27 protein-coding genes and 1 tRNA gene are annotated in these 21,386 nt (G+C 68.5%); 13 read left to right on the forward strand and 15 right to left on the reverse strand.

The window, feature by feature from the left end; translation table 11 throughout:
* Positions 1–7 precede the first annotated feature (7 nt).
* Positions 8–1,213: a low temperature requirement protein A gene (locus FBZ33_RS32320; protein WP_255509091.1), complete on the reverse strand. Its 1,206-nt coding sequence runs from the start codon at positions 1,211–1,213 to the stop codon at positions 8–10.
* Positions 1,214–1,261: 48 nt separating this feature from the next.
* Positions 1,262–2,164: a LysR family transcriptional regulator gene (locus FBZ33_RS32325; protein ID WP_255509092.1), complete on the reverse strand. Its 903-nt coding sequence runs from the start codon at positions 2,162–2,164 to the stop codon at positions 1,262–1,264.
* 114 nt (positions 2,165–2,278) lie between these two features.
* Between FBZ33_RS32325 and FBZ33_RS32330 the strand changes: the two genes are divergently transcribed.
* Both FBZ33_RS32330 and FBZ33_RS32335 read left to right on the forward strand, forming a co-directional pair.
* Positions 2,279–2,890, forward strand: coding sequence for a dihydrofolate reductase family protein (locus FBZ33_RS32330; protein ID WP_141912234.1), 612 nt, complete (start codon positions 2,279–2,281; stop codon positions 2,888–2,890).
* Positions 2,887–3,834, forward strand: a complete 948-nt coding sequence (locus FBZ33_RS32335) for a GNAT family N-acetyltransferase (protein WP_141912237.1) — start codon at positions 2,887–2,889, stop codon at positions 3,832–3,834. Before FBZ33_RS32330 ends, FBZ33_RS32335 begins: the two co-directional genes overlap by 4 nt.
* A 55-nt stretch (positions 3,835–3,889) precedes the next feature.
* Here the strand turns inward: FBZ33_RS32335 and FBZ33_RS32340 are convergent, their stop codons facing one another.
* Genes FBZ33_RS32340 through FBZ33_RS32350 form a run of 3 tightly spaced genes read right to left on the reverse strand, consistent with a single transcriptional unit; the run spans position 3,890 to position 5,489 of the window.
* Positions 3,890–4,285 (reverse strand): hypothetical protein, encoded by a 396-nt coding sequence (locus FBZ33_RS32340; protein ID WP_141912240.1) that lies wholly within the window; start codon positions 4,283–4,285, stop codon positions 3,890–3,892.
* On the reverse strand, positions 4,282–5,196 hold the full coding sequence (locus FBZ33_RS32345) for a class I SAM-dependent methyltransferase (RefSeq protein ID WP_141912243.1): 915 nt from the start codon (positions 5,194–5,196) through the stop codon (positions 4,282–4,284). Before FBZ33_RS32345 ends, FBZ33_RS32340 begins: the two co-directional genes overlap by 4 nt.
* Entirely contained in the window at positions 5,196–5,489 is a 294-nt protein-coding gene (locus tag FBZ33_RS32350) for a hypothetical protein (RefSeq protein ID WP_088950997.1), read from the reverse strand. The genes FBZ33_RS32345 and FBZ33_RS32350 overlap by 1 nt, the downstream gene beginning before the upstream one ends.
* Positions 5,490–5,545: 56 nt before the next feature.
* Between FBZ33_RS32350 and FBZ33_RS32355 the strand changes: the two genes are divergently transcribed.
* On the forward strand, positions 5,546–6,190 hold the full coding sequence (locus FBZ33_RS32355) for a TetR/AcrR family transcriptional regulator (protein WP_231927186.1): 645 nt from the start codon (positions 5,546–5,548) through the stop codon (positions 6,188–6,190).
* Positions 6,191–6,304: 114 nt separating this feature from the next.
* On the opposite strand, the gene FBZ33_RS32360 is transcribed toward FBZ33_RS32355, so the two are convergent.
* From FBZ33_RS32360 to FBZ33_RS33015, 6 genes are all read right to left on the reverse strand, one after another.
* On the reverse strand, positions 6,305–8,212 hold the full coding sequence (locus tag FBZ33_RS32360; protein ID WP_231927187.1) for an ABC transporter permease subunit: 1,908 nt from the start codon (positions 8,210–8,212) through the stop codon (positions 6,305–6,307).
* Between the two features lie 125 nt (positions 8,213–8,337).
* A complete protein-coding gene (locus tag FBZ33_RS32365; protein WP_141912246.1) occupies positions 8,338–9,768 on the reverse strand; it encodes an extracellular solute-binding protein in 1,431 nt (476 codons plus the stop codon).
* Positions 9,769–10,070: 302 nt separating this feature from the next.
* Complete coding sequence (locus FBZ33_RS32370) at positions 10,071–10,841, reverse strand: IclR family transcriptional regulator (protein ID WP_088951000.1); 771 nt, start codon at positions 10,839–10,841, stop codon at positions 10,071–10,073.
* Between the two features lie 159 nt (positions 10,842–11,000).
* Entirely contained in the window at positions 11,001–11,369 is a 369-nt protein-coding gene (locus tag FBZ33_RS32375; RefSeq protein WP_141912249.1) for a hypothetical protein, read from the reverse strand.
* The gene (locus FBZ33_RS32380; protein ID WP_141912252.1) at positions 11,366–11,680 is read right to left on the reverse strand and encodes a hypothetical protein; all 315 of its coding nucleotides are present in this window, start codon (positions 11,678–11,680) and stop codon (positions 11,366–11,368) included. Before FBZ33_RS32380 ends, FBZ33_RS32375 begins: the two co-directional genes overlap by 4 nt.
* Positions 11,681–11,845: 165 nt before the next feature.
* Positions 11,846–11,983 carry a hypothetical protein gene (locus FBZ33_RS33015; protein WP_185755454.1) on the reverse strand — a complete coding sequence of 46 codons (138 nt, stop codon included), beginning with the start codon at positions 11,981–11,983 and terminating at the stop codon, positions 11,846–11,848.
* Positions 11,984–12,593: 610 nt separating this feature from the next.
* Here FBZ33_RS33015 and FBZ33_RS32390 point away from each other — a divergent pair.
* The 5 genes from FBZ33_RS32390 (at position 12,594) to FBZ33_RS32410 (ending at position 15,201) form a co-directional block, all read left to right on the forward strand.
* A complete protein-coding gene (locus FBZ33_RS32390) occupies positions 12,594–13,100 on the forward strand; it encodes a helix-turn-helix domain-containing protein (protein ID WP_141912255.1) in 507 nt (168 codons plus the stop codon).
* Entirely contained in the window at positions 13,097–13,639 is a 543-nt protein-coding gene (locus FBZ33_RS32395; protein WP_141912257.1) for a DUF6036 family nucleotidyltransferase, read from the forward strand. The genes FBZ33_RS32390 and FBZ33_RS32395 overlap by 4 nt, the downstream gene beginning before the upstream one ends.
* A gap of 64 nt (positions 13,640–13,703) precedes the next feature.
* Positions 13,704–14,480: an ATP-binding protein gene (locus tag FBZ33_RS33600; RefSeq protein WP_141912260.1), complete on the forward strand. Its 777-nt coding sequence runs from the start codon at positions 13,704–13,706 to the stop codon at positions 14,478–14,480.
* A 145-nt stretch (positions 14,481–14,625) separates the two neighbouring features.
* On the forward strand, positions 14,626–14,862 hold the full coding sequence (locus FBZ33_RS32405) for a hypothetical protein (protein WP_141912263.1): 237 nt from the start codon (positions 14,626–14,628) through the stop codon (positions 14,860–14,862).
* Between the two features lie 78 nt (positions 14,863–14,940).
* On the forward strand, positions 14,941–15,201 hold the full coding sequence (locus FBZ33_RS32410; RefSeq protein WP_141912266.1) for a hypothetical protein: 261 nt from the start codon (positions 14,941–14,943) through the stop codon (positions 15,199–15,201).
* Between the two features lie 74 nt (positions 15,202–15,275).
* On the opposite strand, the gene FBZ33_RS32415 is transcribed toward FBZ33_RS32410, so the two are convergent.
* The gene (locus FBZ33_RS32415; RefSeq protein WP_141912269.1) at positions 15,276–15,647 is read right to left on the reverse strand and encodes a hypothetical protein; all 372 of its coding nucleotides are present in this window, start codon (positions 15,645–15,647) and stop codon (positions 15,276–15,278) included.
* Positions 15,648–15,771: 124 nt separating this feature from the next.
* Between FBZ33_RS32415 and FBZ33_RS32420 the strand changes: the two genes are divergently transcribed.
* The 3 genes from FBZ33_RS32420 (at position 15,772) to FBZ33_RS32430 (ending at position 17,589) form a co-directional block, all read left to right on the forward strand.
* Positions 15,772–16,029 (forward strand): hypothetical protein, encoded by a 258-nt coding sequence (locus FBZ33_RS32420; RefSeq protein WP_141912272.1) that lies wholly within the window; start codon positions 15,772–15,774, stop codon positions 16,027–16,029.
* A complete protein-coding gene (locus FBZ33_RS32425; protein WP_141912275.1) occupies positions 16,026–16,439 on the forward strand; it encodes a hypothetical protein in 414 nt (137 codons plus the stop codon). The genes FBZ33_RS32420 and FBZ33_RS32425 overlap by 4 nt, the downstream gene beginning before the upstream one ends.
* Positions 16,440–16,896: 457 nt before the next feature.
* Positions 16,897–17,589, forward strand: coding sequence for a hypothetical protein (locus FBZ33_RS32430; RefSeq protein ID WP_141912277.1), 693 nt, complete (start codon positions 16,897–16,899; stop codon positions 17,587–17,589).
* Positions 17,590–17,794: 205 nt separating this feature from the next.
* On the opposite strand, the gene FBZ33_RS33605 is transcribed toward FBZ33_RS32430, so the two are convergent.
* Together FBZ33_RS33605 and FBZ33_RS32440 are read right to left on the reverse strand one after the other, a co-directional pair.
* Positions 17,795–17,929: a hypothetical protein gene (locus tag FBZ33_RS33605; protein WP_255509093.1), complete on the reverse strand. Its 135-nt coding sequence runs from the start codon at positions 17,927–17,929 to the stop codon at positions 17,795–17,797.
* Positions 17,930–18,088: 159 nt separating this feature from the next.
* Positions 18,089–18,163: transfer RNA gene (locus FBZ33_RS32440), tRNA-Lys, on the reverse strand.
* A 172-nt stretch (positions 18,164–18,335) separates the two neighbouring features.
* Here FBZ33_RS32440 and FBZ33_RS32445 point away from each other — a divergent pair.
* Both FBZ33_RS32445 and FBZ33_RS32450 read left to right on the forward strand, forming a co-directional pair.
* A complete protein-coding gene (locus tag FBZ33_RS32445; protein WP_141912279.1) occupies positions 18,336–18,638 on the forward strand; it encodes a hypothetical protein in 303 nt (100 codons plus the stop codon).
* Positions 18,639–18,798: 160 nt separating this feature from the next.
* Complete coding sequence (locus FBZ33_RS32450; protein WP_141912281.1) at positions 18,799–19,881, forward strand: NAD-dependent epimerase/dehydratase family protein; 1,083 nt, start codon at positions 18,799–18,801, stop codon at positions 19,879–19,881.
* 149 nt (positions 19,882–20,030) lie between these two features.
* Here the strand turns inward: FBZ33_RS32450 and FBZ33_RS32455 are convergent, their stop codons facing one another.
* Entirely contained in the window at positions 20,031–21,215 is a 1,185-nt protein-coding gene (locus tag FBZ33_RS32455) for a hypothetical protein (protein WP_141913071.1), read from the reverse strand.
* Positions 21,216–21,386: the final 171 nt, after the last annotated feature.

The raw sequence follows: 21,386 nt of genomic DNA on the forward strand, positions 1-21,386 counted from the left end.
TGGCCGGCTATCCAGGTGGCGATGGCACCTCCGATGGACGTCCTCTCGCGCGGGCGGCGTCCGAGATGGCGACCCCGGCCAGGACCGCGGCGGCGGCGAGGGCGGCCACGATCGGCGGTACGAGGAACATCAACGGCGTCAGGGCGGCCAGGGCGAGCAGCCCGATCGGCCGATCCCGGGACACCCGGCTGAAGACCACGTACTCGAAGCGGGAGCGCCCGGCCAGGAACAGCGCCGGTCCGCCGAGGATGATCGCGATCCAGGCAGGTTCAGGATGCCCGGACGGATGGGCGATGACGAGTTCGGCGCCGACCGCCGCGACGACGACACCGGCCACCATGACCAGGTGGGCGTAGAACGCCGACAGTCCGAGGCGGGCCGGGTCGTGGGAGCCGGCGATGGCTGACGCCGACAACTCCCCGGCACGGTAGATGTAGATGCGCCAGAGCAGGACCGTGGCGGCGATCGACACCAGGAACGCCGTGGTCCGGTCGGGCGCGAAGCCGCTGCCGCCCAGGGTCGACGCGGAGACCAGGATCATCTCGCCCAACGCGATGATGAAGAACTGTCGGTGGCGCTCGGCCAGGTGTTCGGCCGCGCTCGGCAACTCCGAGGGCGGCGAGCGGCCCAGGCCGGGTGTCAGGTAGCGGAGTTTTCCGGCCAGATAGTCGATGGCCACCGCCAGCACCCACAGTGCCTCCCGGACGGTGCCGTGCACCAGTGCCCCCGCGACCCACGGCACGGCAGACACGCAGAACCAGATGACCACCCGTAGGGCGCCGCGCTGCAGCTCGTGGCCCCGCAGGGCGATGAGAAGGCCGATGCTGCGACCGACCTGGACGGCGACGTACGCGCCCGCGAAGACGAGGCCCTGCGCTCCGAAGGCCTCCGGTAGCGCGACAGCCATCAGCAGACTGCCGACCAGGGTCGCGATGACCAGCAGTTGTATCGTCGGCCGCTGCGGGTCGAACCGGTCTGGCACCGTCGCCGTGCTGCACCAGACCCACCACACCGCCAGCAGCAGCACCAGCGTGTGGAAGGCCCCACGCCAGGTGAGGTTCTGGCTGAGCACCTGCCCGAGCTGGGTGAGCACGTAGACGAACGCCAGATCGAAGAAGAGCTCCAGGAAGGTGGCCCGCTGCGGATCCCCGGGCTTCCGCAGCAGCTTGCCCGCCCTGCTCGTCGTCATCGGCTCGCCCGTTCTGTGGGTCATGCGCGCTCTGCGGCATTCGTACCACGCGGCAGGGGTGAGCCGGCCGGGCTACTCGATGGAGGTGAGGTGGCGTGCGGCGCTGGCGAACGACCGGATGAGTTCGGTCTCGTTGCCGGTACGCCAGATCAGCCCCCACCGGCCCGGCGGAGCGTCGTGGATGGGCACGTAGGCGAGGTCCGGCCGTGCGTAGTAGCGGGCGGCCTGCGCGTGGACCGGTGAGACGGCTTCGCCCGTGACGAGGATCGGGATCATCTCCTGAAAGTTGGAGACCGACGGGCCGATCGGGATCAACCGTCCGCTGGGTGTGCGTACGGGCACCAGGATCTCCCGCCAGTAGTCCGGCCGGGCCCCGCCCATGACCGTCTCGTCCGCCAGGTCCTCGTAGGAGACCGACTCACGGCCGGCCAGGCGGTGGGTCGCCCCGACGGCCAGCACGATGGGTTCGGTGTAGATGACCGGGCCGACGGTGAGGTCCGGTTCCTTGACGGGCAGCCACACGATCTGCACGTCGATGTCGCCGGCGCGCAGCTGACCGAACGGGTCGCCGAAGTCGACATGCCGGAGTTGCACCTCGCACTCCGGGTGGTCCTTCGCGAACCCGTCGAACAACTCGCGGAAATCGTGGAGGTTGACGGCGATCGACCCGACCCGCAGCACCCCGGTCCTGCCGCGGGCGGCGAGCCTGGCCCGGTCCATGCCCTCGTGCAGCCCTCGGTACATGGGTTGAATGTCGTCGAAGAGCCGTTGACCGATCGGTGTGAGTGCCACCTGCCGGTTGTTCCGCTCGAACAGCGCCGCGCCGATCCGACGTTCCTGCTTCCTGATCGCCTGGCTGACCCGGGCCTGGGTCACGTGCAGCCGCTCGGCGGTGCGGGTGAAGTGCAGTTCCTCTGCCAGGGTCAGAAAGATCTCGATGTCGCGGAGTTCCATCACTGTCCCCGATCCACTCATTAGCGAAGGGTTATGGCACGTTGCCAGATGTGATCTTGTAGCCCGGGGCCTCGCCGGGCAGGCTGAGGGACGTCGGAGCGGAACAGCATCAGGCACCCTAACGAGGAGATCGTCGTGCGCAAGCTCGTGTATTACATCGCCGCCACCCTGGACGGTTTCATCGCCGGTCCCGACGGCGCCGACCCCACCGGCCCCGACGGCTTCTGGCCCATCCCGGACGACTACCTGCGCCACCTCGTCGGCGAATATCCGGAGACCCTGCCCGGTCCGGCCCGGCAGGCGTTCGGCATCACCGACCAGGGCAGCCGGTTCGACACCGTGCTGGAAGGGCGCCACTCCTACGAGGTGGGCCTGAAGGCCGGCGTGACCGACGCGTACCCGCATCTGCGCCACCTGGTGTTCTCCCGCACGCTGGGCGCCAGCCCGGACCCGGCCGTCGAGGTCATCGCCGAGGACCCCATTGCCACCGTACGAGAGCTGAAGCGCCACGACGGCAGGGACGTCTGGGTGATCGGCGGCGGCGCCCTGGCTGGTGCCCTCTACCCCGAGATCGACCAGCTGATCATCAAGCTTGCCCCGTTGACCATCGGCGCCGGCATCCCGCTGTTCGGCCGCGACGCCGTCTTCGCGCCAACCACCTGGCGCCTGACCGACCACACCGTTCTGGACAGTGGCGCCCTCTTCCTCACCTACACGCGCGCACAGACCGGGAACGAGCCCGCATGAGCACATCCCCCAGCGGCGTCACCATCCGTCCCATCACCGGGCCGGACGAGATCGCCCTGTTCAACCGCCTGCCGTACACCATCAACCACGAGCTCGACGACGACCTCGCCGCCAAGCGCCGCCGACCGGAGTGGATGTGGGTGGCCCTGCGCGGCGACCGCCTGCTCGCCAGGGTCGCCTGGTGGGGTCGCGGCGACGACACCGCTCCGCTGCTGCTGGACATCCTCGACGTCGACGACGGTGCCGAAGACCTCACCGAGGTGGCGCAGGCGTTGTACGAGACCGCCGCGAGGCAGGTCCTGGCACCCGGCGTGGCCCCTCCCGAATACGGCCGCTTCATCCCCGCCGACTGGCGCGAGGACCCGGACACGTACCGGGCGGTGCGGACCAGGATGGGTGTCCTCGAGAGCACCGGCGCACGCCTGACTGTCGAACGGCTACGCCTGGAGTGGCGCCCCGCGGCCGGCCTGCCCACGCCCGACCAGCGACTGGTCTTCCGCCCGGCCCTGGACACCGACGAGCTGGTCGCGCTGATGACCCGCGCCCTGGACGGGACCCTGGACGCACACAGCCGTACCGACCTTGCGCAGATGTCGCCCCACGAGGCCGCGCTGAAGCACTACGAGCAGGAACTCGCCACGTACTCCAGTCCCCGTGAGTGGTGGCGCATCGGCACGTTGGGCGAGAACGGCGACCCGGTCGGGTTCGTCATTCCGGCGCGCAACGCCTACCACCCGGTGATCGCCTATCTCGGCGTCGTCCCCGAGCACCGGGGCCACGGGTACGTCGACGGGCTCCTCGCCGAAGGCACCCGAACCCTCGCCGCCGAGGACGTCCCACGCATCCGCGCGGCCACCGACCTGGGCAACGTACCCATGGCAAAGGCCTTCGCCCGCGCCGGTTACGTCAACTTCGAGCGGGCCATCAACATGGCCTGGCACTGACCAGCGACCGCCGCGGTGAAGCCCAGTTGCCGAGGTCATGGCCGGCCCGCGGCGGCTACAGCCGTTCGAAGCTCTCCATGCCGGCGAGTTTCAGCACCTCGGTCCGGGTTGCCGGGCATTCCTGTCGGGTCTGGTCGTCGATCTGCCGGCCGGTCGGCACGGGGCCCTGCTTCTCGTACCAGGAATAGAGGTTCACGGTGAGGTTGGCCATGACGCCCGTCTCGGACCCGATTCCCTTCAGGGTCGGCAACTGGCCGTCCAGGTAGACGCACACCTCCTTCGCCGACACCTGCGTGGAGGCGCCGTCCGGAGCGGATCCGGCCGCGCTGGACGCGGCGGCGGTTGTGGTGGGGCTGCCCGGCGCCGCAGCCCCGGGCTCGGGCGCGTCGGTGCACGCCGTCGCAGCCAGCACGAGGCAGACGGCCGGCGCGAGCAGACGGATCGTTCTCATCGGGTTTCGTCCTGACGTGGTTGTTGGTGGGTGGCGGACGGGTTGTCAGCCCCGACGGAGGTTGCGGCGACGAGCCAGAGGCCGGTGGGCAGCCGGTAGCCGACACCAGGCTCACGGAACCGGCCGAGCAGCCGGGCGACTCCCGCCCGGGCCGAAGCCTGCCCAGCCGGCGGAGCCGCCCGGTACGCGGCACCGGCCGGGCCGACCTCGATAAGCCACTCGGCCACCGTGTCGGCGTCGTCCGGAGTCTCAAGGGCGACATCGCACGGCGTGATCGTGACGGCGGTGAAGCCGGCGCTGGTGAGGATCCGGACGAGCCGGGCCGGATCGGCGAACGCGAACGGACCGGGCTCGTCACCGACCGGGAGCGGTGGTAGCGGTCCGAGGTGCGGTGCGGCACCGAGCATCGCCGCGGACAGCCACGGGTTGACGCCGCTGTCGCGAAAGACGGTCGCGGCGAGGCGCCCTCCCGGGCGCAGTGATCGCCGGATCGTGCGGCAGCCGGCAACCGGGTCCGCCAACAGCATCAGGGCCATTCGGGAGAACGCCGCGTCGAACGGGCCACCCGGCACGACATCGAGAGTCTCGATGTCGGCCACGTGGAACTGGATGCCCGGGTGCCCGTCGGTGGGGAACCGGCGCCGAGCGGCGGTCACCATCGCCTCGTCGAGGTCGACACCGATCGCCGCGCCGGTCTCGCCGACCGCGGCGGCGATCTCGGCCGTGGTGCCGCCGCAGCCGCAGCCCACATCGAGGACGCGTTCGGCGGGTCGTGCGGCCAGTCGATCCATGGCCGCTGCGCCCAGCGGTCGGCCGGTCCCGTCCTGCCGATCGGCGTGGCGAATCCAGCCAGCTGCCGCTCCCGCCCAGAAAGCGGCGCTGCGGGTCCGCAGGCTGGCGGTGTCGGCCATCAGAACGGCATCTCGGTGCCGTCGACGCTCATCGAGCGAAAGTGAGCCGCCTTCGTCGGGTCGAAGCCGTCCTCCTGTGCCGCCAGGCCAGCGGCCCGGACCAGCCGTTCGGACTGGAACCGGCGGAATGCCGCTTCGTCCTGCCAGATGTTGATGATCCGCCAGCCGTCCTCTGTCGGCCCGGCGACATGGGCGAGGAGGCCCGGGGGCCGGTCCGGCCCGAGGTGTCGTTCCACCTGCCGGTATTCCGCCTCGCTGACGCCGGGCATCTCCTGCAACACACCGAACGGCATAGCCGCCGCCTCTCGATAGAGTGAGACTCTATCCAATAGAGCACTACACTTGAGAGGTGGTTGTCAAGAGACGTTATGACTCTTCCCGCCGACAGGAGCAGGCCCGACAGACCCGGCGAGCGATCCTCGAAGCGGCTGGCCGGCTGTTCGTCGACCCTGGCTACGCGGCCACACCACTGACCGCTGTCGCCGTGGAGGCCGGCGTCGCGGTCCAGACCCTGTACGCGGTGTTCGGCAGCAAGCGGCAACTGCTCTCCCAACTGGTCGACGTCACCCTGGCCGGCGACGACGAACCGGTGGCCCTGCCGGACCGGCCCTTCGTCGCGGAGATCCGCGCACTCGCCGACCCCCGCGCCAAGCTCACCCGCTACGCCCGCCATCTGGCCGAGGTCAACGCACGACAGGCTCAGGTGATGCTCGCGCTGGCCGGGGCTGCCACGGCCGATCCGGACGCCGCCGAGATCTGGCGCAAAAACGTCGACGACCGCCGCCGCGGCATGGCCATGTTCGCCGCGGAACTCGTCGGCACCGGGGGCCTCCGCCCCGACCTGGACGTCGAACAGGTGGCCGACATCCTCTGGTTGGCCCAGGACGTCCGCAACTTCGACTGGCTCGTCCGGCAACGCGGCTGGCGGCCGGAGCAGTACCAGCGCTGGTATGTGGACACCGTGAGCGGCGCCCTGGCCGTCAGCGCCGACTAGCGGACAGGCCCGGCCCACCACCGCATCTCGACCGAGCGGCACTGGTCGAGATGCGGTGGCGGCGGCGAACGCTCGGACGGGTCCGTCTCGTTGCCGGTGCGACCCTCGTTGAGGTCAGCCCTTCACCGCGCCTGCGGTGAGCCCTTCGGTCAGGAAGCGCTGCCCGAAGGCGTACATGACGACCACGGGGATGCTGACGAGCAGCGACGCCGCGGCGAGTTGTCCCTGGGGCACGACGTCTCCGGCGATCATCGACTGCATCCCCACCGGCAGCGTCTTGTACTCGTCCTTCGTGATGAACACGAAGGCGAAGAGGAACTCGTTCCAGGCGTTGGTCAGGGTGAAGAGCGCGACCGCCAGCAGCCCTGGCTTGGCGAGTGGCAGCACCACCTTCCCGAACGCCTGGACGCGGCTGCAGCCGTCGACCAGCGCGGCCTCCTCCAACTCGACGGGGATCGACGAGAAATACCCCACCAGCAGCCACGTGGCGAACGGAAGCGTGAAGGTCGGATACGTCACCACCAGGGACCACAACGAGTCGGTGAGCCGCGCGCCGATGAGCATCTGGTACAGCGGGATGAACAGCAGCGCACCCGGCATCACGTAGGTGAGCAGCACCGTGACGGTGAAGCCCTGCGCACCGCGGAACCGCAGCCGGGCCAGCGCGTAACCGGCCAGGGCGGCGCAGACCAGTGCCACCGCCGTGGACGCCGCGGACACCAGCAGGGTGTTGAGGTACCAGCGGCCGAAGGGCTGGTTGTCGAAGAGGGCACCGAACTGCTCCAGAGTCCACGGCGTCGGCCACAGGTCGTCGGTGCGCATGACGACCTGGCCCTCGGACTTGAAGGCCGTGACGAAGATCCAGTACAGCGGGCCCAGCACGAAGAAGAGCAACCCGGCCAGCGCGACCCAGGAACCCAGACCCGACACCGCTGACGACGACCGGCGACCGCCCCGGGACTGGAGGGTCGAGACCACCCGGCCGACCGCCACCGCGATCAGCAGAATCACTCCGAGGACCACCGCCGCCTTCCAGAAGATCTCTGGCGATGCCCAGAAGAGCAGACCGGTGACCACCGCGGTGACGACCCACGGCAGCGCCCTGCGCGCCGTCCCAGCCCACCGCCGCGCCCCGATCCGCCACGCCGCCTGGCGTCGCCGGGGCAGTCTGATGTTGGTGTCCTGGCGCAACAACCGGACCAGGACGAACACCAGCCCACCGATGACCGGCAGCATGACGAGCGTGACCGCCGCCCCCGCGCCGTACTGCAACTGCAGGATCGCCTTCGAGTACGCGACGAGCACGTACGGCGCGGTCACGTCGCCCGGGCCGCCCTGGGTCAGCAACCAGACGAGGTCGAAGTTGTTGAACGTCCAGATCGACGACAGGGTCACCGTCACGGTGAGCACGTGGCGCAGCCCGGGCAGCGTCACGTTGGTGAACCGCTGCAACGACGAAGCGCCGTCGATTGTCGCCGCCTCGTAGAGGTCCGCCGGGATGGCCTTCAACCCGGCGAGGAAGCACACGGTGAAGAACGGCACGCCCTTCCAGACGTTGACCAGGATCACCGACGGCATGGCGAGCGACGGGTCGGACAGCCAGCCCGCGGGCCAGCTGTCGACCAGGTGCGCGCTGGCCAGCAGCGGCCCGATTCCGGTAGCGGTGAGCAGCGTGTTGACGCTGCCGAAGATCGGGTCGAGTAGCGCGCGCCAGCTGAACGCCGTCACCACCGTCGGCACCACCCACGGCACGAGCAGCAACCCGGTCAGCAGGGCCCGGCCGCGACGCCGATGATGCAGTAGCAGGGCCGCGGACAACCCCAGCACAACCTTGAAGATCTCGGCGTACGCGGTGAAGACGAACGAGTTCACGACGCCGGTGTGGAACTGCTCGTCGCCGACGAGCGCGAGGTAGTTGTCCAGGCCGACGAACACGGTGTCCTGCCCGTGCCGTTCCGTGGTGCTGGTGACGATCGACCGGGCGATCGGCACGAGGACGAGACTGCCGACCAGCACGGCCATGGGCGCCAGGAACAGTGCCCCCAGCCGCCAGTCACGACCCAGCCGCCGCTGGGTTGCCGTGAGAGAGCCGGGTCCCGGCGGCGGGGACTTCCTCGCCGCCGGGACCCGCGCAGGACGGACCGAGCTCACTGCGGCAGCCCCTGCTGGTTGAAGATCTGCACCATCTTCGCGTGGGCGCTCGTCACGGCCTGCGCCGGCGCCGTGCCCTGCACGACCTGCTGCATCATGTCGGTGAGGACGTAGGCCGACCCGACCGCCTGCTGGCCCGCGCTGGCCTTCTGCGGGAAGGCCAGGCCGTTCTTCGTGTTCAGCGGCAGCTTCAGTTCAGTGATCTTGCGCAGCATGGGGAACGCCGGGTCGCCGCTGGTGAAGAACGGGTCGGCGTCCCAGACCTTCTCCCAGGCGGGCATCACCAGGCCGGGTGCTTCCTTCGCGACCCCGAGCAGCGCGGGCGCGCTGACCAGGTACTGGGCCAGGAGCTTGGCGAGCGCTGGGTTCTTGGCACCCTTGAAGACGACGAAGCCCTGCGACTGGCCGAGCAGCAGGGGGTTGTTGGTCGCGGGCCCGATGCAGTCGGAGAACACGTGGGTGTTCGCGTGCACCGGGTTCTTCTTCGTCCTGGAGTCGGCGTAGACGCTGAACTGGTTGCGGGTGTAGCCGAGGACCCCGGCGAGCCAGTTCTCGTTGTTGCTGGTGTCGGTCCAGCTCGCCACCCCGGGCGGCAGCATCGGCTTGTACTTGGGGTTGGTGTAGATATCGCCCAGGAAGGTCACCGCCTGCACCGTCTCCGGGGAGTTGAACGTGACCTTCCGGCCGTCGTTGGAGGCGATCGACCCGCCGTAGGCGTTGATCAGTGCCTCGATCATGCCGTTGCCGTCACCGGACCGGTTCACCGTCATGCCCCAGCCGAATCGGCGTTTGGCGGGATCGGAGATCTCCAGGCACAGATCCCGCAACTCCTCCCAGCTGTAGATGTCCTTGGGGGAGATGCCCTTGTCCTTCATCCAGTCCTTGCGCAGGAACGACCCGATACCGATGAAGTGGTATGGGATCGCGAACCACTTGCCGTCGAAGACGCAGAAGTTCTTGGCCTCAGCGCAGGGTTCGCCGTACTTGGCGGTCAGCGCCTGGACGACGTCCGTCACGTCCTCCAGGTCGCCCAGTGCCTGGAACTGCGCGACGAACCGTGAGTCGGTCATGAACGCCAGGTCACGCGCCACCCCGCCCTTGACCTCGGCGTCGATCTTGGCCACCACGTCACCCGCGTCGGCCTGGACCAGACTGTTCTCGATCTTCGTGCCGGTGGTGTCGGCGAACTTCTTGATCGAGCTGTTGAGAGCGTCGTTCGCGGCCGTCGAGTACAGCTTCTGCGACAGCATCCCCATCGAGGAGCCCTTCATCGCCGCCGCGGCGTCGATCAGCTCCTGCGGAACCTCCGCCTGCACCTTGGAGGGCGAGTCGGATTCGCCGCCACAGGCGGCCAGGCCGGCTGCGCCGAGAACCCCCACCCCCATCCCCAGAAAGCCGCGCCGTGACCAGGCTGGATTGTTGTCCATGGACTTTCGCCTCCTTCAAGTCCCCGCAGCACGGCACGCCGAGGGCGTAGCTCGTGCTTCAGGTGTGTCGTCATGACGGCGACCACGGACGAGTCGCCCGCATCGATCAGTGCGTTGAGGCGATCGGGGACCGGGCCGAGAAAGCAGCGTTGACGTACCAGTTCGGTCGGGCCACGGGACCACCACCGTTCGAGATTTCGAACTGAGTTCGAGATACCGTATCGAGTGGTCGCGACGCTAGAGCAGCGCTCTGAGCGATGTCAATGTTTCGATGAGGTTTCGAGCCGAAAGCGGGAAGTCGGCTATCGAGACAGAGCCCGGTAGCCCATCCGGGCCGACAGCGCCGCAGCGCCCTCGCGAACCAACCCGGTCCACTCCACGTGCGCCTCGGGGGTCCAGCGAATGATCGGCGCGGACAGGCTCATGGCGGCGATGGTGGTGCCCGAGTGGTCTCGGATCGACGCGGCGACGCAACGCATGGCGCTGTCAGACTCACCAATGTCGACAGCGACGTCATCAGCCCGGACACGGTCGAGATGCTCGCGGAGCCGGTCCGGGTCCGTGATGCTGTCCGGCGTCATGCCCGGCAGGTCGCCCTTCGTCAGGACGTCATCCAGGCTCGCCTCATCAAGGGCGGACAACAGGATCTTGCCGACCGCCGTGCAGTGGGCAGGCAGCCGCCGCCCGACCGCGGAGACCATCCGAACCGGATGCGTGCTGTCGAACTTCACCAGGTAGATGACATCGGCGCCGTCGAGCACGGCCACGTGGACCGCCTCGTCGCAGGCGGCGGCCACGTCCCGCGCGACGCACTGCGCCTCGCGGACCAGGTCAAGCCGGCCGGCGAACGCCGCGCCAAGCTGGAACAGCGGCATGCCCAGCCGATACTGCACCGGCTGACCCGGAACGGAGATCAGGTACGAGCGAGCCTCGAGCGTGACAAGCAGTTCGTGGACGGTGGTACGGGGCAGGTCGAGCCGCTCCATCACCTGACGGGCCGACAGTTGGGGGCAGTCCAGGAACAGTTCGAGGACGTCGAGTGCGCGGATGACCGCCGGTACCACACGGGGCATGTCGATAGTCCCTTCGCAGTGCCGGACCCCGTGTCAACGATCTCCACGGGCCAGCACCTGAAGAGGATAACTGCGTCAGCTCCCGGCGCCAGGTTCCGGACCAGCGCTGCCGTCCGGTGGGCCTGGCGCCATCCCGCGCCATCGAGCTTGATTGGGTGTCTATCCCCACTCGGCACCGGGCGGGAGAGCGAGGAACTGCTCGATGTCGGCGATGGCGTCCTCCACAGTGCCGCCGACCTCCGGGTCGCGCAGGCGGGCGCGCAGGGCGGGCAGGACTCTGTCGGTATCGAGTTGGTGGTGGATGCGGGCAAGGTGGCCAAGGCAGATCGCTGCTGTGGCGCGGACGTCCTCCTCCGGATGATCCAGCACGCGTAGGTAGAAGTCCTGGCACCACCGCCAGTCCGCATCGTGCAAGGCGAGCCCGACCATCGAGTCGGTGAGGGTGTCGATATCGCCCGCTGCGAGTGCGGCTGTGACCGTGTCGTGGGTCGCCGGAGCCGGTTCGTAGTAGCTGCGCTGTGTGCTCATGCCTCGTCCTTCGGCGGCGCGGTCGGCCTGCCTTTCTTGTCTACCAGTCCGGCACGCTTGAGGGCGTTGCGCATGTCGTCGTTCGGGCCGTCTTTGCTGTGGTCCTCCCAGTCGCGGACATGGCCGTGGTAGATCTCGACGACGTCGTCGCCGGGGTTGGACGGCTCGATGCGGCGGTGCCGGTCGAGAACGACGATCTCACCCGTCTGGTGATCGACGCCGATACGGCGACGCTCGTTGGTCTCCTTGATCTGCACCGACCGGTCCAGTGCGCTCTGACCGTTGGTGGGGGCACGGCTCGCGCTGCCCATGACCAGATTGCGGTCGGTGTCCCGGTGCTTGGGCCGTTGCTCGTCGCCGACGTGGTACTCCCGGCGTACCCGGGGGTCCGGGCAAGTTGCGCGACCGGCTTGACCAACGCCGACTCCACCTCGGGCGGCACTGCCGCGTCGCGGAGATGTCGGTTACGGTTTCGCTTACCCACCCAGGATCGCCCGCATGGCCATGTCGATGAGCTGGTCGAGGATCAGGCTGGTGATCATTTTGAAGATCGGGATCTCCAGCAGGGATGCGCCGAAGGTGGGCACCGCCGGCCAACACGCTGCCCGACCCATCGGCACCGGACCAGTACGCGTCGAAGGCCGCGATCACGCCGCCCTGGTTGCCGTCAGTCACATCCGCCGCCAGCGCGTCAGCCTCCCGACCCGCCTCCTCGACTGTGCTGGCGAAGTCCATCCAGACTTGCCCGAGCTCGAAGAGCATCGAGATGGCCGCATGGTTAGAGTGCGACCGAAAGGTCATTACGGACCAGGCGCTACAGCAGTTCCAGCTTCAGCCGAGCCAGGTCGTTACTCAAGCGTTCCTGGAGGCACCAGCGGGTTCCGCTCGGAAGAGACGTGCCGAGGACGGTCCGTGGCGGTACACCCACTACCGTCTACTGCTCTTCCTTCTCACCAAGGACGGGGTTCGGCAAATCGGCTTAGAGCTGGACTGCGCCGTCGGCTTGTTCAATGCGGTGATGACGGCGACATCGACCGGTCATGCGAGTGCTGGCTGTGCGACGGCGTTGGCGGCCTTGCGAGCCGATGTTGCTCGTCTGCTTCCGCCGCCCGGCAGCGCAGCAGCGCAGCGTCCGACCGCTGCCAGCCGATCGGCCGGTGCTCGACTAGCGAGGATGCTGCCAGCGCAGTTGCGTTTTTAGCGTTTGTGGCGCAAGCTCTAACTATGGTAGCGCTGAGTGGTGACCTTCTGACCACGGGTCAGGTTGCCGAACTGCTGGGGTCGTCGCGCCAGCAGGTGGTCAACCTGTGCGAGCGTGGAGATCTGCCGTTCGTGAAAGTCGGTAAGCATCGGAGGATAGAGCGGGCTGCGGTTGAGGCGTTTCTGCGTCCCAAGCCGGTGTTGACTCGTGATCAGCTTAAGTCGCTGTGGCTACATCAGGCGGTGGCTGGCAGCTTGGTGACTGACCCAGACAAGATACTGAGCAAGGCCAGAGAGAATCTCGATCGGCTCCTCCGGCAGCATCAGGGGACCATGACCGAGATCTGGCTGAAGCGCTGGCAGGAGAAGATCAACGAGGGAGTGGGGGGCGTCCTCAAGGTGCTGGCCTCGGAGGACCCGGAAGCTGTGGAGCTACGACAGAACTCACCCTTCGCGGGGGTCCTTTCACAGTCGCAGCGTAAGAAGATTCTTGAGTCCTTCACACGCAGCGGTTGGAAGCGAGCAGCGTGAGGCGCGAGCAACTGGAGCATGTCCTGCGGTCGGCGTGCCAAATCGTCGGAGACCCGGACGTGCTCGTCATTGGCAGCCAGTCGGTGCTGGGGTCGATCCCGGAGAGCAGGCTTCCGCTAGAGGCCACTGCCTCGATGGAGGTCGACGTGGCCTTCTTCAACGACCCGGACGATAAGAAGGCTGATCAGGTCGATGGCGCTATTGGCGAGCTTTCGCCGTTTCATGAGATGAACGGTTACTACGCGCAAGGCGTGAGCGTGTCGACCGCAGTGCTGCCCGATGGGTGGCGGGACCGCTTGGTTTTGGTGGAGTCTCAGAGCACCCAACCGGGGCGCGGCTACACGCTCGAACCGCACGACTGTGTGGTATCCAAGCTGGTAGCCGGCAGAGAGAAGGACCACGCCTTCGCCAACGCGCTGATCCGGGCCGGGCTAATCGATCCAGCAGTGGTTGCCGAGCGGATCGAGTTGGTCGACGTCCACACCGTGGTGCTGGCCCGACTCAAGGGCTGGATCGCCTTGTACCTGCCGGCGACCTGATTCGCGGCTCCTGCCGAAGCAAGGCGCCTTCCACTCTCTGCGCCACTTCTTCGCCACGGCGCTGATGAGCAACGGCGTCGATCCTCAAGAGGTACATGCCCCCGAGGGCAAGGTGACCCCGGAGCTGGCCGCCAAGCCCGGATCCGGGTTGCACCCGGTGTTCATCCTGCTCGACGAGGCGCACGAGCTGTTCGCGGCCGTGCCGGGCTCCGCTGCGGCGTGTGAGCGGGCCATCAAGCGCGGCCGGGCGCTGGGCATCATCTTCTGCCTGGCCACGCAGATCCCCGACAAGGACAGCCTGCCGCCGAACATCACCCGGTGCATCACGACCAGGTGGTGCTTGTCGGTGCTCGGGCAGGTGGAGAACGACATGATCCTCGGTACCGGAGCGTACAAGCGGGGCATGACCGCCACCGTCTACCGGCCCGGTGTGGACGCCGAATGGGGCGTGCTGGTCGGCGTCGACAAACCGGGTAGCGCCCGCTCGTTCTACCCGACGCCGGAGGTCACCGCGGCGATCGTCGCCCGCGCCGGGCAGCTGCGCGGGAAGGCCGTCATCGGTGAGGACGTCAAGCGGACCGAGATGCGCGACATGCTCGCCGACGCCCGCAGCGTTCTGCGCAACGGTGAGGCGGGGTTGCCGTGGGCGGTGCTCGCGGAGCGGCTCGCCGAGCTGGCGCCGGAGTTCTACGACGGGATCACCCCGGACATGGTCCGGGAGGCGCTCGCCCCGTACGCCGTCGAGTCGCAGGACATGAAGGTCGGCCGGAACAACATCAAGGGCGCCCGCCGGACGGCCCTCGACAACGCCCACCAACGCCGTGAGATCGAGGCCGAGTAGTGGTCGCGGGGCTGGTCGCACCCGGCAGCTTGGTCGCGGATCCGCGACCAAGCCCCGCGACCAGCCCTGAGCAGCGCAAACGCCCGTTGGTCGCGTGGTCGCGGCCCCCGCCCAGTACCCCCGAAAGCTGCCCCTGGAGGGCATCGTGGGAGGCACCCTCGTTGCGACCGGCATCGCGCTGGTCGTCCTGTCGGGCTACGTCCTGTCGTGCGCCGTACGGCCGTTCCGCGACTGCTGGCTGTGCGACGGCAAGGCCCATCACCGCTCCAAGCGCAACCCGAAGCTGTCCCGCCCGTGCCGGTGGTGCCGGTCAACCGGGAAGCGGTTGCGGCTCGGCCGGCGGCTGTGGAACAAGGCTCGACGCGTGCACCGTAACGCTTGAGCCGGCGCGGTGACGGGCATGTCAGCCAGGCGACAGAAGCCTCCCGCCTGGCTGACGCTCTCGACACGATCGACGGTCATGACGGACCGGAGCACGCAGCACCTTCAGGAAGCGATCAAGACGGTAAACCAGGCGCCGGCGCAGAGCACTCCCGAGCATTCGCTGGCCGTTTCACAGGCGGCTACGGCACATGCCCTCATCGCCGTAGCCGAGGAGCTGAAGGCCATGCGCCAGGCGGTCGAAGACCTCAAGGAGGCGGTCACCGACGCCGACGGGTTCAGCTCAGCCGACCATCTCCGCAACATCAACGGATGGGTGGAGCGCATCGCCAAGGGCTGACCCAGCACGACGATCGGCCCGCCAGGCGTGATCCTGGCGGGCCGTTCCGGCGACTGAGTCTCAAATGGCGGCAATCAGGTGTTGACGTCTTCGCCGAGATGCTGCGGAACCTCCGTCTCCACCCGATCCAACAGCGCGTCCACCTGCTCAGGTGGGAGGGCACAAACCGCCAGAGGCAGCCCCACCATCAAGGTGTCAAGAGTGATCGACCTGCCTGCGGCACCGCCGCGCCGGAGCTGCCAGAGTAGATCGCTGACCATCGCAACGGCACGATCCGGCTCAGCAACCCACATCCATTCCAACACCATCCCGAAGGGATCTGGGGGCTGCAGGATCCCGTCCGGCTGCCAGTGCTGGAGCATGAACTGGGCCGTCTCCTTGACCAACGCGCCCACCAGGTGAGTGAGGATGCTGTCGGGTACCTCGCGGGGCTCCCCCATCGGCATGAGATCTCCAATCGGTCGTGCGACGTCATGCTGGATCGTTGCCGCTGAGCTTTGGCGGTTCTGCCGCTCTGTCGGGCACTGGACAGTTGGTGCGCGTACCACGGACAGTCGGAGGATCCCACCCATGGCCATTGTTCCCATTGACCCCGCTCAGGGGCCGCTCTCGACAGGCAGCTACCTCGTGATGTCCTTTGACCAGCGCAACGCCCAACTCGCAGTTTTCGGCGACCACTCCTACATGGAGGGCAACGTCAGCGAGGCCATCGAAGAGGCAAAGCACGGTGCCGAGCAGGCTGCGGCGCTCGGGCTGCCGCTCCAATTCCTCGTCGTGCGGGTGTCCACCGAGCATGGCTTCAAGCCGGCGGCAGGGGCAGGGCAGTGATCCCGGCGCAGGGCACACACCTTGCCGAATTTCGGCGTACGGCCGACGCCAGCAAAAGTTACATCACCACCATGCGGGTGGAGGCATGGGACGACGAAGGGCTGCCCATGGTTGTGGGCAAGAACGGCCTCGTGCTGGCGCAAGCCATCGAGGGGTTCGTCGGTCTGAGGAAGAACGAGGAAACCGTCCGAGCCGTGATCCCCGGGGGTGGGTGGCGGGTCCGCGTTAAGAACACCAAAGACACCTGGGAAGAATTCGTCGTGGCGTGGGTAATTGACCACGACGGATGGGCGACGCCCCTAACGCCGCAGTGGAGCGAGCCCGACAAGATGGCCCCGATCGCCGGCCCCGTCGAGGGTGATGCTGAACTTCTGCCGCCGCAGGCCTTCGGCGGTGCAGCCGTTGAATGAGGGCATCACCGAATTTCCGCGCCCTGGACCCGGTGATGGCAAAGGTGCCCGCCAGTAGTTCACCCGGCGGGCACCTGGCTGGTCACGCCGAGCAGCGAGCGATCAGCTCCGCCCCCCACCACGACACCAGCAGCGCCCACCACCAAGGCCGCAACTTCCACGCGGCTGGCGATCCGGCCCCGTCTAGGGCGTACCCGTGGCCCCTTGCCCTTCGTTTCCGACATTGCCGATGCCCTCCCCAATAGAGCAGAGGCCGGGGCGGTGCATCGTGTCAGCGGTGCACCGCCCCTTCCGACCTCCTGCCAGGCCCAGTTGCCTGGCGGGGCGATCAACGGCGGGGACGTGAACGACCATCGGACCGCCTATGCGATTTTCACGTCTTGCGTACGGATCGCTCGCAACCGTCGCTGTTGCCTAGCCGACAGGCCGCCCCGACGGGTGGGGGCAGGATGCCCCGGTGAACCTTGATCGGAAGACCTGGTGGTACATCGCTGGAAGCGTGGCGCTGCTGCTGCTAGCCCTGGGCCTGGCCATGGCGTACACCTCGGTGATCTACCAGGCGCCCTCTGGCGAAGAGCAGCCGAAGGTCACCGACTGGATGCAGGCGTGGGGGAGCGTCGCCGGGGTGTTCGCCGGGCTGGCCGCGGCAGTGGCTGCCACGGCGTTGCTGATGTTCGAGCGTCGGCAGGCACAGGAAGCCCGCCGACAGCTCGCCGAGGAGCGGCGGTCACAGGAGGAAAGTCGCGCACGAGCGGTCGCCTCCGGAGGCCTGCACTGCCCAAGCGGCACATTAAAGCTGGACGCCAACACCGCCGAGGTCAAGATCACCCACGTTGACCTCTTGGTTCACAACTTCGGCCCCGACCCAATTCACTGGGTGGTCGTCGCCGTAGCCCTGCCCAACGGGCGGATCGTCGAGCACAACGGCACCGAGCTGATCGGTCCTCAGCAGACCGAGGCCGTCAGAATCCCGGTGAACCCGTCGCATGCCTGCACCACCACCGACGCGAACTTTGAACTCAAGCTCTGCGATGTCACTGTCACCTTCACTGACTCGTCAGGCATCCAGTGGAACCGCACGAACAACGGTGCACCCGAGCGTGACTCTCGGACGCTCATGACCCTGCGGAACCTGATCGAGTTTGGGTGAGGGTAGAAGCAGGATCGGTCGTGCGGGTCACGCGCCGTCGGTGGCCCGGATGCGACCGCGTGCACCCTGCGACGCCTGGCGACGCTCGGCAACCTCGTCAACGGTCACGTGCCAGAGCAGCAGCCGCATGGACTTCGGCGTCAAGCCGAGTCGATCCTCCAGAACCGTGGCCTACGCGAGCAGCGCGGCCATGGCGTCCGGTTGCTCAGCGGCGATCATCACGCGGCAGTACCGGGCGACCGTTCGCGTCCAGCGCAGCTGCTCCCACGCTGCGGCCTGCGGGGGGCGTCGACATGAGCGTGATCTCGAAGGGACTCGGCCACTCGTCGATCTCGATCACGTCCGACACCTACTCGCACCTACTCACCGGGGTCGGGAAGGCAGCCAGCGAGGCTGCCGCCGCACTGATCCCGCGCAAGCCACGTGACCAGTCTGTGACCACCGGGGCGAATCCACAGGATGCCGTACCGGCTACCGAGCCTGTTCACGCTGGTAAAGGTGGTGGGCCGCCAGGGACTCGAACCCTGAACCTATGGATTAAAAGTCCACAGCTCTGCCATTGAGCTAGCGGCCCGCGCGCTCAGGTTACCCGACGGTGAGCGCCGGCGACTCTCGGCTTCCGGCCGGCCGTCGATGCCTGCCGTCAGCCGGCGCTCGCCGTGCCTGATCACCACCCGGTCAGCGAGAGGCCGGTGAGGTTGATCGGGCGACGCATGGGTGTGGGCGGGCGGGGAACCGGGATGGGCATGAGGGCGAGCAGCATCCCGGCCGTGGCGGCGTCGGGCGAGGAGATCGGGCCGGACGGCGTACGCCAGCCGGGTGGCGAGGTGCATGCCTGGCGGCCCGGTCAGAACCAGACCGTGTGCGGCCTGGCTCTGAGCCGGACCCGGCTGCGTCGTTTCCCGCATGTGCGCTTCGACTACTCGGGCACCGACGTGCTCACGGAGGCTGACGCGGTGGGCTGGATCTGCCCACGTTGCCTGGCCGCTACCACTGGCCGGCGGGGGGCGGAGAAGCACGGCTGGGTCCGGGACTCTCCTCGCCCTTGATCGACTCGGGTTTCCGGAAGTCGGGCTGTCGTGCCCGCCGGGATACCGCGACCTTCAGGAAGCCGAGTGGATCAAGACCGCCACGCGTGCCGGGCACGCCGGGCGCGCCACCCGCGTGGGTGGGCGGTTGAGCTGCTGCTGGGCGGGTACGGGGTCGGGCATGCGGATCGTGGTGGTGGGGGCGAGCGGCAACGTCGGTACGGCGCTGCTGCGGCGGCTGCGCCGGGAGCGGGGCGTGGAGCTGGCCGGGGTCGTTCGACGGTTGCCCGGCCCGGATGCGGGCGAGCCGTACGACCAGGTGGAGTGGCACTCCTGCGACATCGGCGCGCCGGGTGCGGCGGGGCAGCTCGCCGAGGTGTTCGCCGGTGCGGACGCGGTGGTGCACCTGGCCTGGCAGATCCAGCCCAGCCACGATCAGCGGGTGTTGCGGAGGACCAACGTCGACGGCAGTCGGGCGGTGATCGACGCGGTGGTCCGGGCCGGTGTGCCGGCTCTGATGTACGCGTCGTCGGTCGGCGTCTACGCGTCCGGCCCGAAGGACCACCCGATCAGCGAGAGGTGGCCGGCCACCGGTGTGCCCGGCTCGTCGTACAGCGAGCACAAGGCCGAGGTGGAGGCGCTGCTGGACGGGGTGGAGCGCGAACACCCGGCGTTGCGGGTGGTGCGGATGCGACCCGGGTTGATCTTCCAGCGGGCCGCGGGCACGGAGATCACCCGCTACTTTCTCGGCCCGTTGGCGCCGGTGCGGCTGCTGCGCTTCGGCCGGATCCCGCTGGTGCCGACGAACCGCCGGTTGCGGATGCAGGCGGTGCACGCCGATGACGTGGCCGATGCGTACGCCCGGGCGGTGTTGGGTGATGCGCGTGGCGCCTTCAACCTAGCCGCGGACCCGGTGCTGACCCCGGAACTGGTGGCCCGGCACTTCCACGGTTGGACGGTGCCGGTCGCCGCGCCGGTGCTACGGGCGGCGGCGGCGCTGACCTGGCGCGCGCGCCTGCAGCCGGTCGACGCCGGCTGGGTGGAGCTGGGTCTGAACGCCCCGCTGATGTCCAGCGAGCGGGCGGAGACCGAGCTGGGCTGGCAGCCCACGATCAGCGCGCTCACGGCGCTTAAGGAACTCTTCGCCGGAATGGCCGACGGCGCCCACACGGGAAGCCCGCCGATGTCCGGCGCACGGGACCTGCCGGGCCGCCCCGCAGCCCTGCTCGAAGCCCGCCCTCCAGGCCAGGGAAACCCCTACTGACCCCAACCCGCCGGCAGGCCCGGGTGATCAAGAGATTTCGGTCAGGAAATGCGGCTCCGGTGACCGAAACCTCTTGATCACTGAGGCGGGCGCGCAGGCCGAGCCCGCGCGCAGGCGCCGGATCCGCAGGCGCTGGACCGCAGGCTGGGTCAGCTCAGTTTGGATGCCGTTACCGTCGGGTTCTGGGCACCCAGGAAGAAGATGCCGGGGAAGCCGCGGGTCTCGAATTTGCCGCTGGGGTTGCGGCGCAGGGTCGAGTTTTCGATCTTCATCGTGCCGGTGCGGTTGTTGCTCACGAAGAAGGCCGCACCACCGCCCTCGTTGGCCTTGTTGTTCTCGATGATCGTGCCGGCGATCCGTACGGTGAACTCGTTGCCGTCGCAGTAGATCGCGCCACCGCTGCCGCCACCCGGCGTGCCGGACTTGGCCGGGTTGGCGCCGCTGCCGATCGCCTCGTTGTGGCTGAGCACGCTGTTCAGCACCACCCAGGAAACGCCGATGCTGCTCAGCGCGCCCCCGTTGGAGCAGGAACCGCCGTCGAAGGTGCTGCCCACCACGTACACCGGCTTGTTCTTATGCTGGCTGAGGACCCGGATGGCCGCGCCGCCCAGGTCGGGCCCGGTACGGTCGCAGCGGTTGCGGACAAAGCGCGAGTTGACCACCTTGAACCGCCCACCGCGGACGAAGATCGCCCCACCGCCGCCGCCCTCGGCCTTGTCGCCGGTGGAGTTGCCGTCGGCGAACGTCAGGTTCTGCACGGTCAGCTGCGGGTGGTCCTGGTTCTGGCAGTGCGAGGTGGTGAAGCCCTGGGCCTCGTCGCAGGTGTTCATGTAGAGGATGCGGCGTTGGCCCTGGCCGCTCAGCGTGACAGTGCCGCCGCCGTCCAGCACGACCTTCGGCCCGTTGGCGTTGCGGACCTTCGCGGTGGCGGTCATCTTGATCGTCACCGGGGCCGGCCCGCAGTTGAACGTGATGACACCGCCGGCCGCGACGGCCTTCACGACCGCGGCGGAGGTGCAACTCGCCGGGGTGCCGGTGCCGACGGTCCGGGTCGGCTTCGAGGTGTCCACCGCCCGGGCCTCCGCCGGCACGCTGGCCCTGCCGTTCGGGTTGCCGGCCGCGAGGACCTTCTCGGCGGGCTTCGGGCTCGCGCTGGCCCCTGGGCCACCGAGGCCGTCGCGGGCGACCGGCGCTTCGCCCTGGCCGGCGGTCGGCAGGGCTGTCGGCGAAGCGGACGAGCCGGCCTCGAAGGTGGGGGCCGGATCGTTGGGCGCGCAGGCGGGCAGGGTCGCGGTGGCGACACCGAGGACGACCAGAGCGGCAAGCGACGTCATGCGCACCCCGTGATGCTAGGAGCCGCGACGGCATCACGACGAATCCGCCGGGCCGGTTTAATGCACCGCTAAGCCACGCGCCCACCGTCGCCGCCCACCGCCGCGCCGCCCACCGCCGCCGCCCGCCTGCAGACCGCCGCACCGCCCGAAGACCGCCGCGCCGCTCGTGGC

This window comes from Micromonospora sp. A202, from assembly GCF_006715105.1.
Lineage (GTDB): Bacteria > Actinomycetota > Actinomycetes > Mycobacteriales > Micromonosporaceae > Micromonospora > Micromonospora zamorensis.

Excerpts from the sequence above, each read along its gene's own strand:
- FBZ33_RS32320 (WP_255509091.1), bottom strand. The coding sequence starts at position 1,213 with ATGACCCACAGAACGGGCGAGCCGATGACGACGAGCAGGGCGGGCAAG.
- FBZ33_RS32325 (WP_255509092.1), bottom strand. The coding sequence starts at position 2,164 with ATGAGTGGATCGGGGACAGTGATGGAACTCCGCGACATCGAGATCTTT.
- FBZ33_RS32335 (WP_141912237.1), top strand. The coding sequence starts at position 2,887 with ATGAGCACATCCCCCAGCGGCGTCACCATCCGTCCCATCACCGGGCCG.
- FBZ33_RS32340 (WP_141912240.1), bottom strand. The coding sequence starts at position 4,285 with ATGAGAACGATCCGTCTGCTCGCGCCGGCCGTCTGCCTCGTGCTGGCT.
- FBZ33_RS32345 (WP_141912243.1), bottom strand. The coding sequence starts at position 5,196 with ATGGCCGACACCGCCAGCCTGCGGACCCGCAGCGCCGCTTTCTGGGCG.
- FBZ33_RS32350 (WP_088950997.1), bottom strand. The coding sequence starts at position 5,489 with ATGCCGTTCGGTGTGTTGCAGGAGATGCCCGGCGTCAGCGAGGCGGAA.
- FBZ33_RS32360 (WP_231927187.1), bottom strand. The coding sequence starts at position 8,212 with ATGGCCGTGCTGGTCGGCAGTCTCGTCCTCGTGCCGATCGCCCGGTCG.
- FBZ33_RS32365 (WP_141912246.1), bottom strand. The coding sequence starts at position 9,768 with ATGGACAACAATCCAGCCTGGTCACGGCGCGGCTTTCTGGGGATGGGG.
- FBZ33_RS32370 (WP_088951000.1), bottom strand. The coding sequence starts at position 10,841 with ATGCCCCGTGTGGTACCGGCGGTCATCCGCGCACTCGACGTCCTCGAA.
- FBZ33_RS32375 (WP_141912249.1), bottom strand. The coding sequence starts at position 11,369 with ATGAGCACACAGCGCAGCTACTACGAACCGGCTCCGGCGACCCACGAC.
- FBZ33_RS32380 (WP_141912252.1), bottom strand. The coding sequence starts at position 11,680 with ATGGGCAGCGCGAGCCGTGCCCCCACCAACGGTCAGAGCGCACTGGAC.
- FBZ33_RS33015 (WP_185755454.1), bottom strand. The coding sequence starts at position 11,983 with ATGGGTCGGGCAGCGTGTTGGCCGGCGGTGCCCACCTTCGGCGCATCC.
- FBZ33_RS32390 (WP_141912255.1), top strand. The coding sequence starts at position 12,594 with ATGGTAGCGCTGAGTGGTGACCTTCTGACCACGGGTCAGGTTGCCGAA.
- FBZ33_RS33600 (WP_141912260.1), top strand. The coding sequence starts at position 13,704 with ATGAGCAACGGCGTCGATCCTCAAGAGGTACATGCCCCCGAGGGCAAG.
- FBZ33_RS32410 (WP_141912266.1), top strand. The coding sequence starts at position 14,941 with ATGACGGACCGGAGCACGCAGCACCTTCAGGAAGCGATCAAGACGGTA.
- FBZ33_RS32415 (WP_141912269.1), bottom strand. The coding sequence starts at position 15,647 with ATGCCGATGGGGGAGCCCCGCGAGGTACCCGACAGCATCCTCACTCAC.
- FBZ33_RS32420 (WP_141912272.1), top strand. The coding sequence starts at position 15,772 with ATGGCCATTGTTCCCATTGACCCCGCTCAGGGGCCGCTCTCGACAGGC.
- FBZ33_RS32445 (WP_141912279.1), top strand. The coding sequence starts at position 18,336 with ATGAGGGCGAGCAGCATCCCGGCCGTGGCGGCGTCGGGCGAGGAGATC.
- FBZ33_RS32450 (WP_141912281.1), top strand. The coding sequence starts at position 18,799 with ATGCGGATCGTGGTGGTGGGGGCGAGCGGCAACGTCGGTACGGCGCTG.
- FBZ33_RS32455 (WP_141913071.1), bottom strand. The coding sequence starts at position 21,215 with ATGACGTCGCTTGCCGCTCTGGTCGTCCTCGGTGTCGCCACCGCGACC.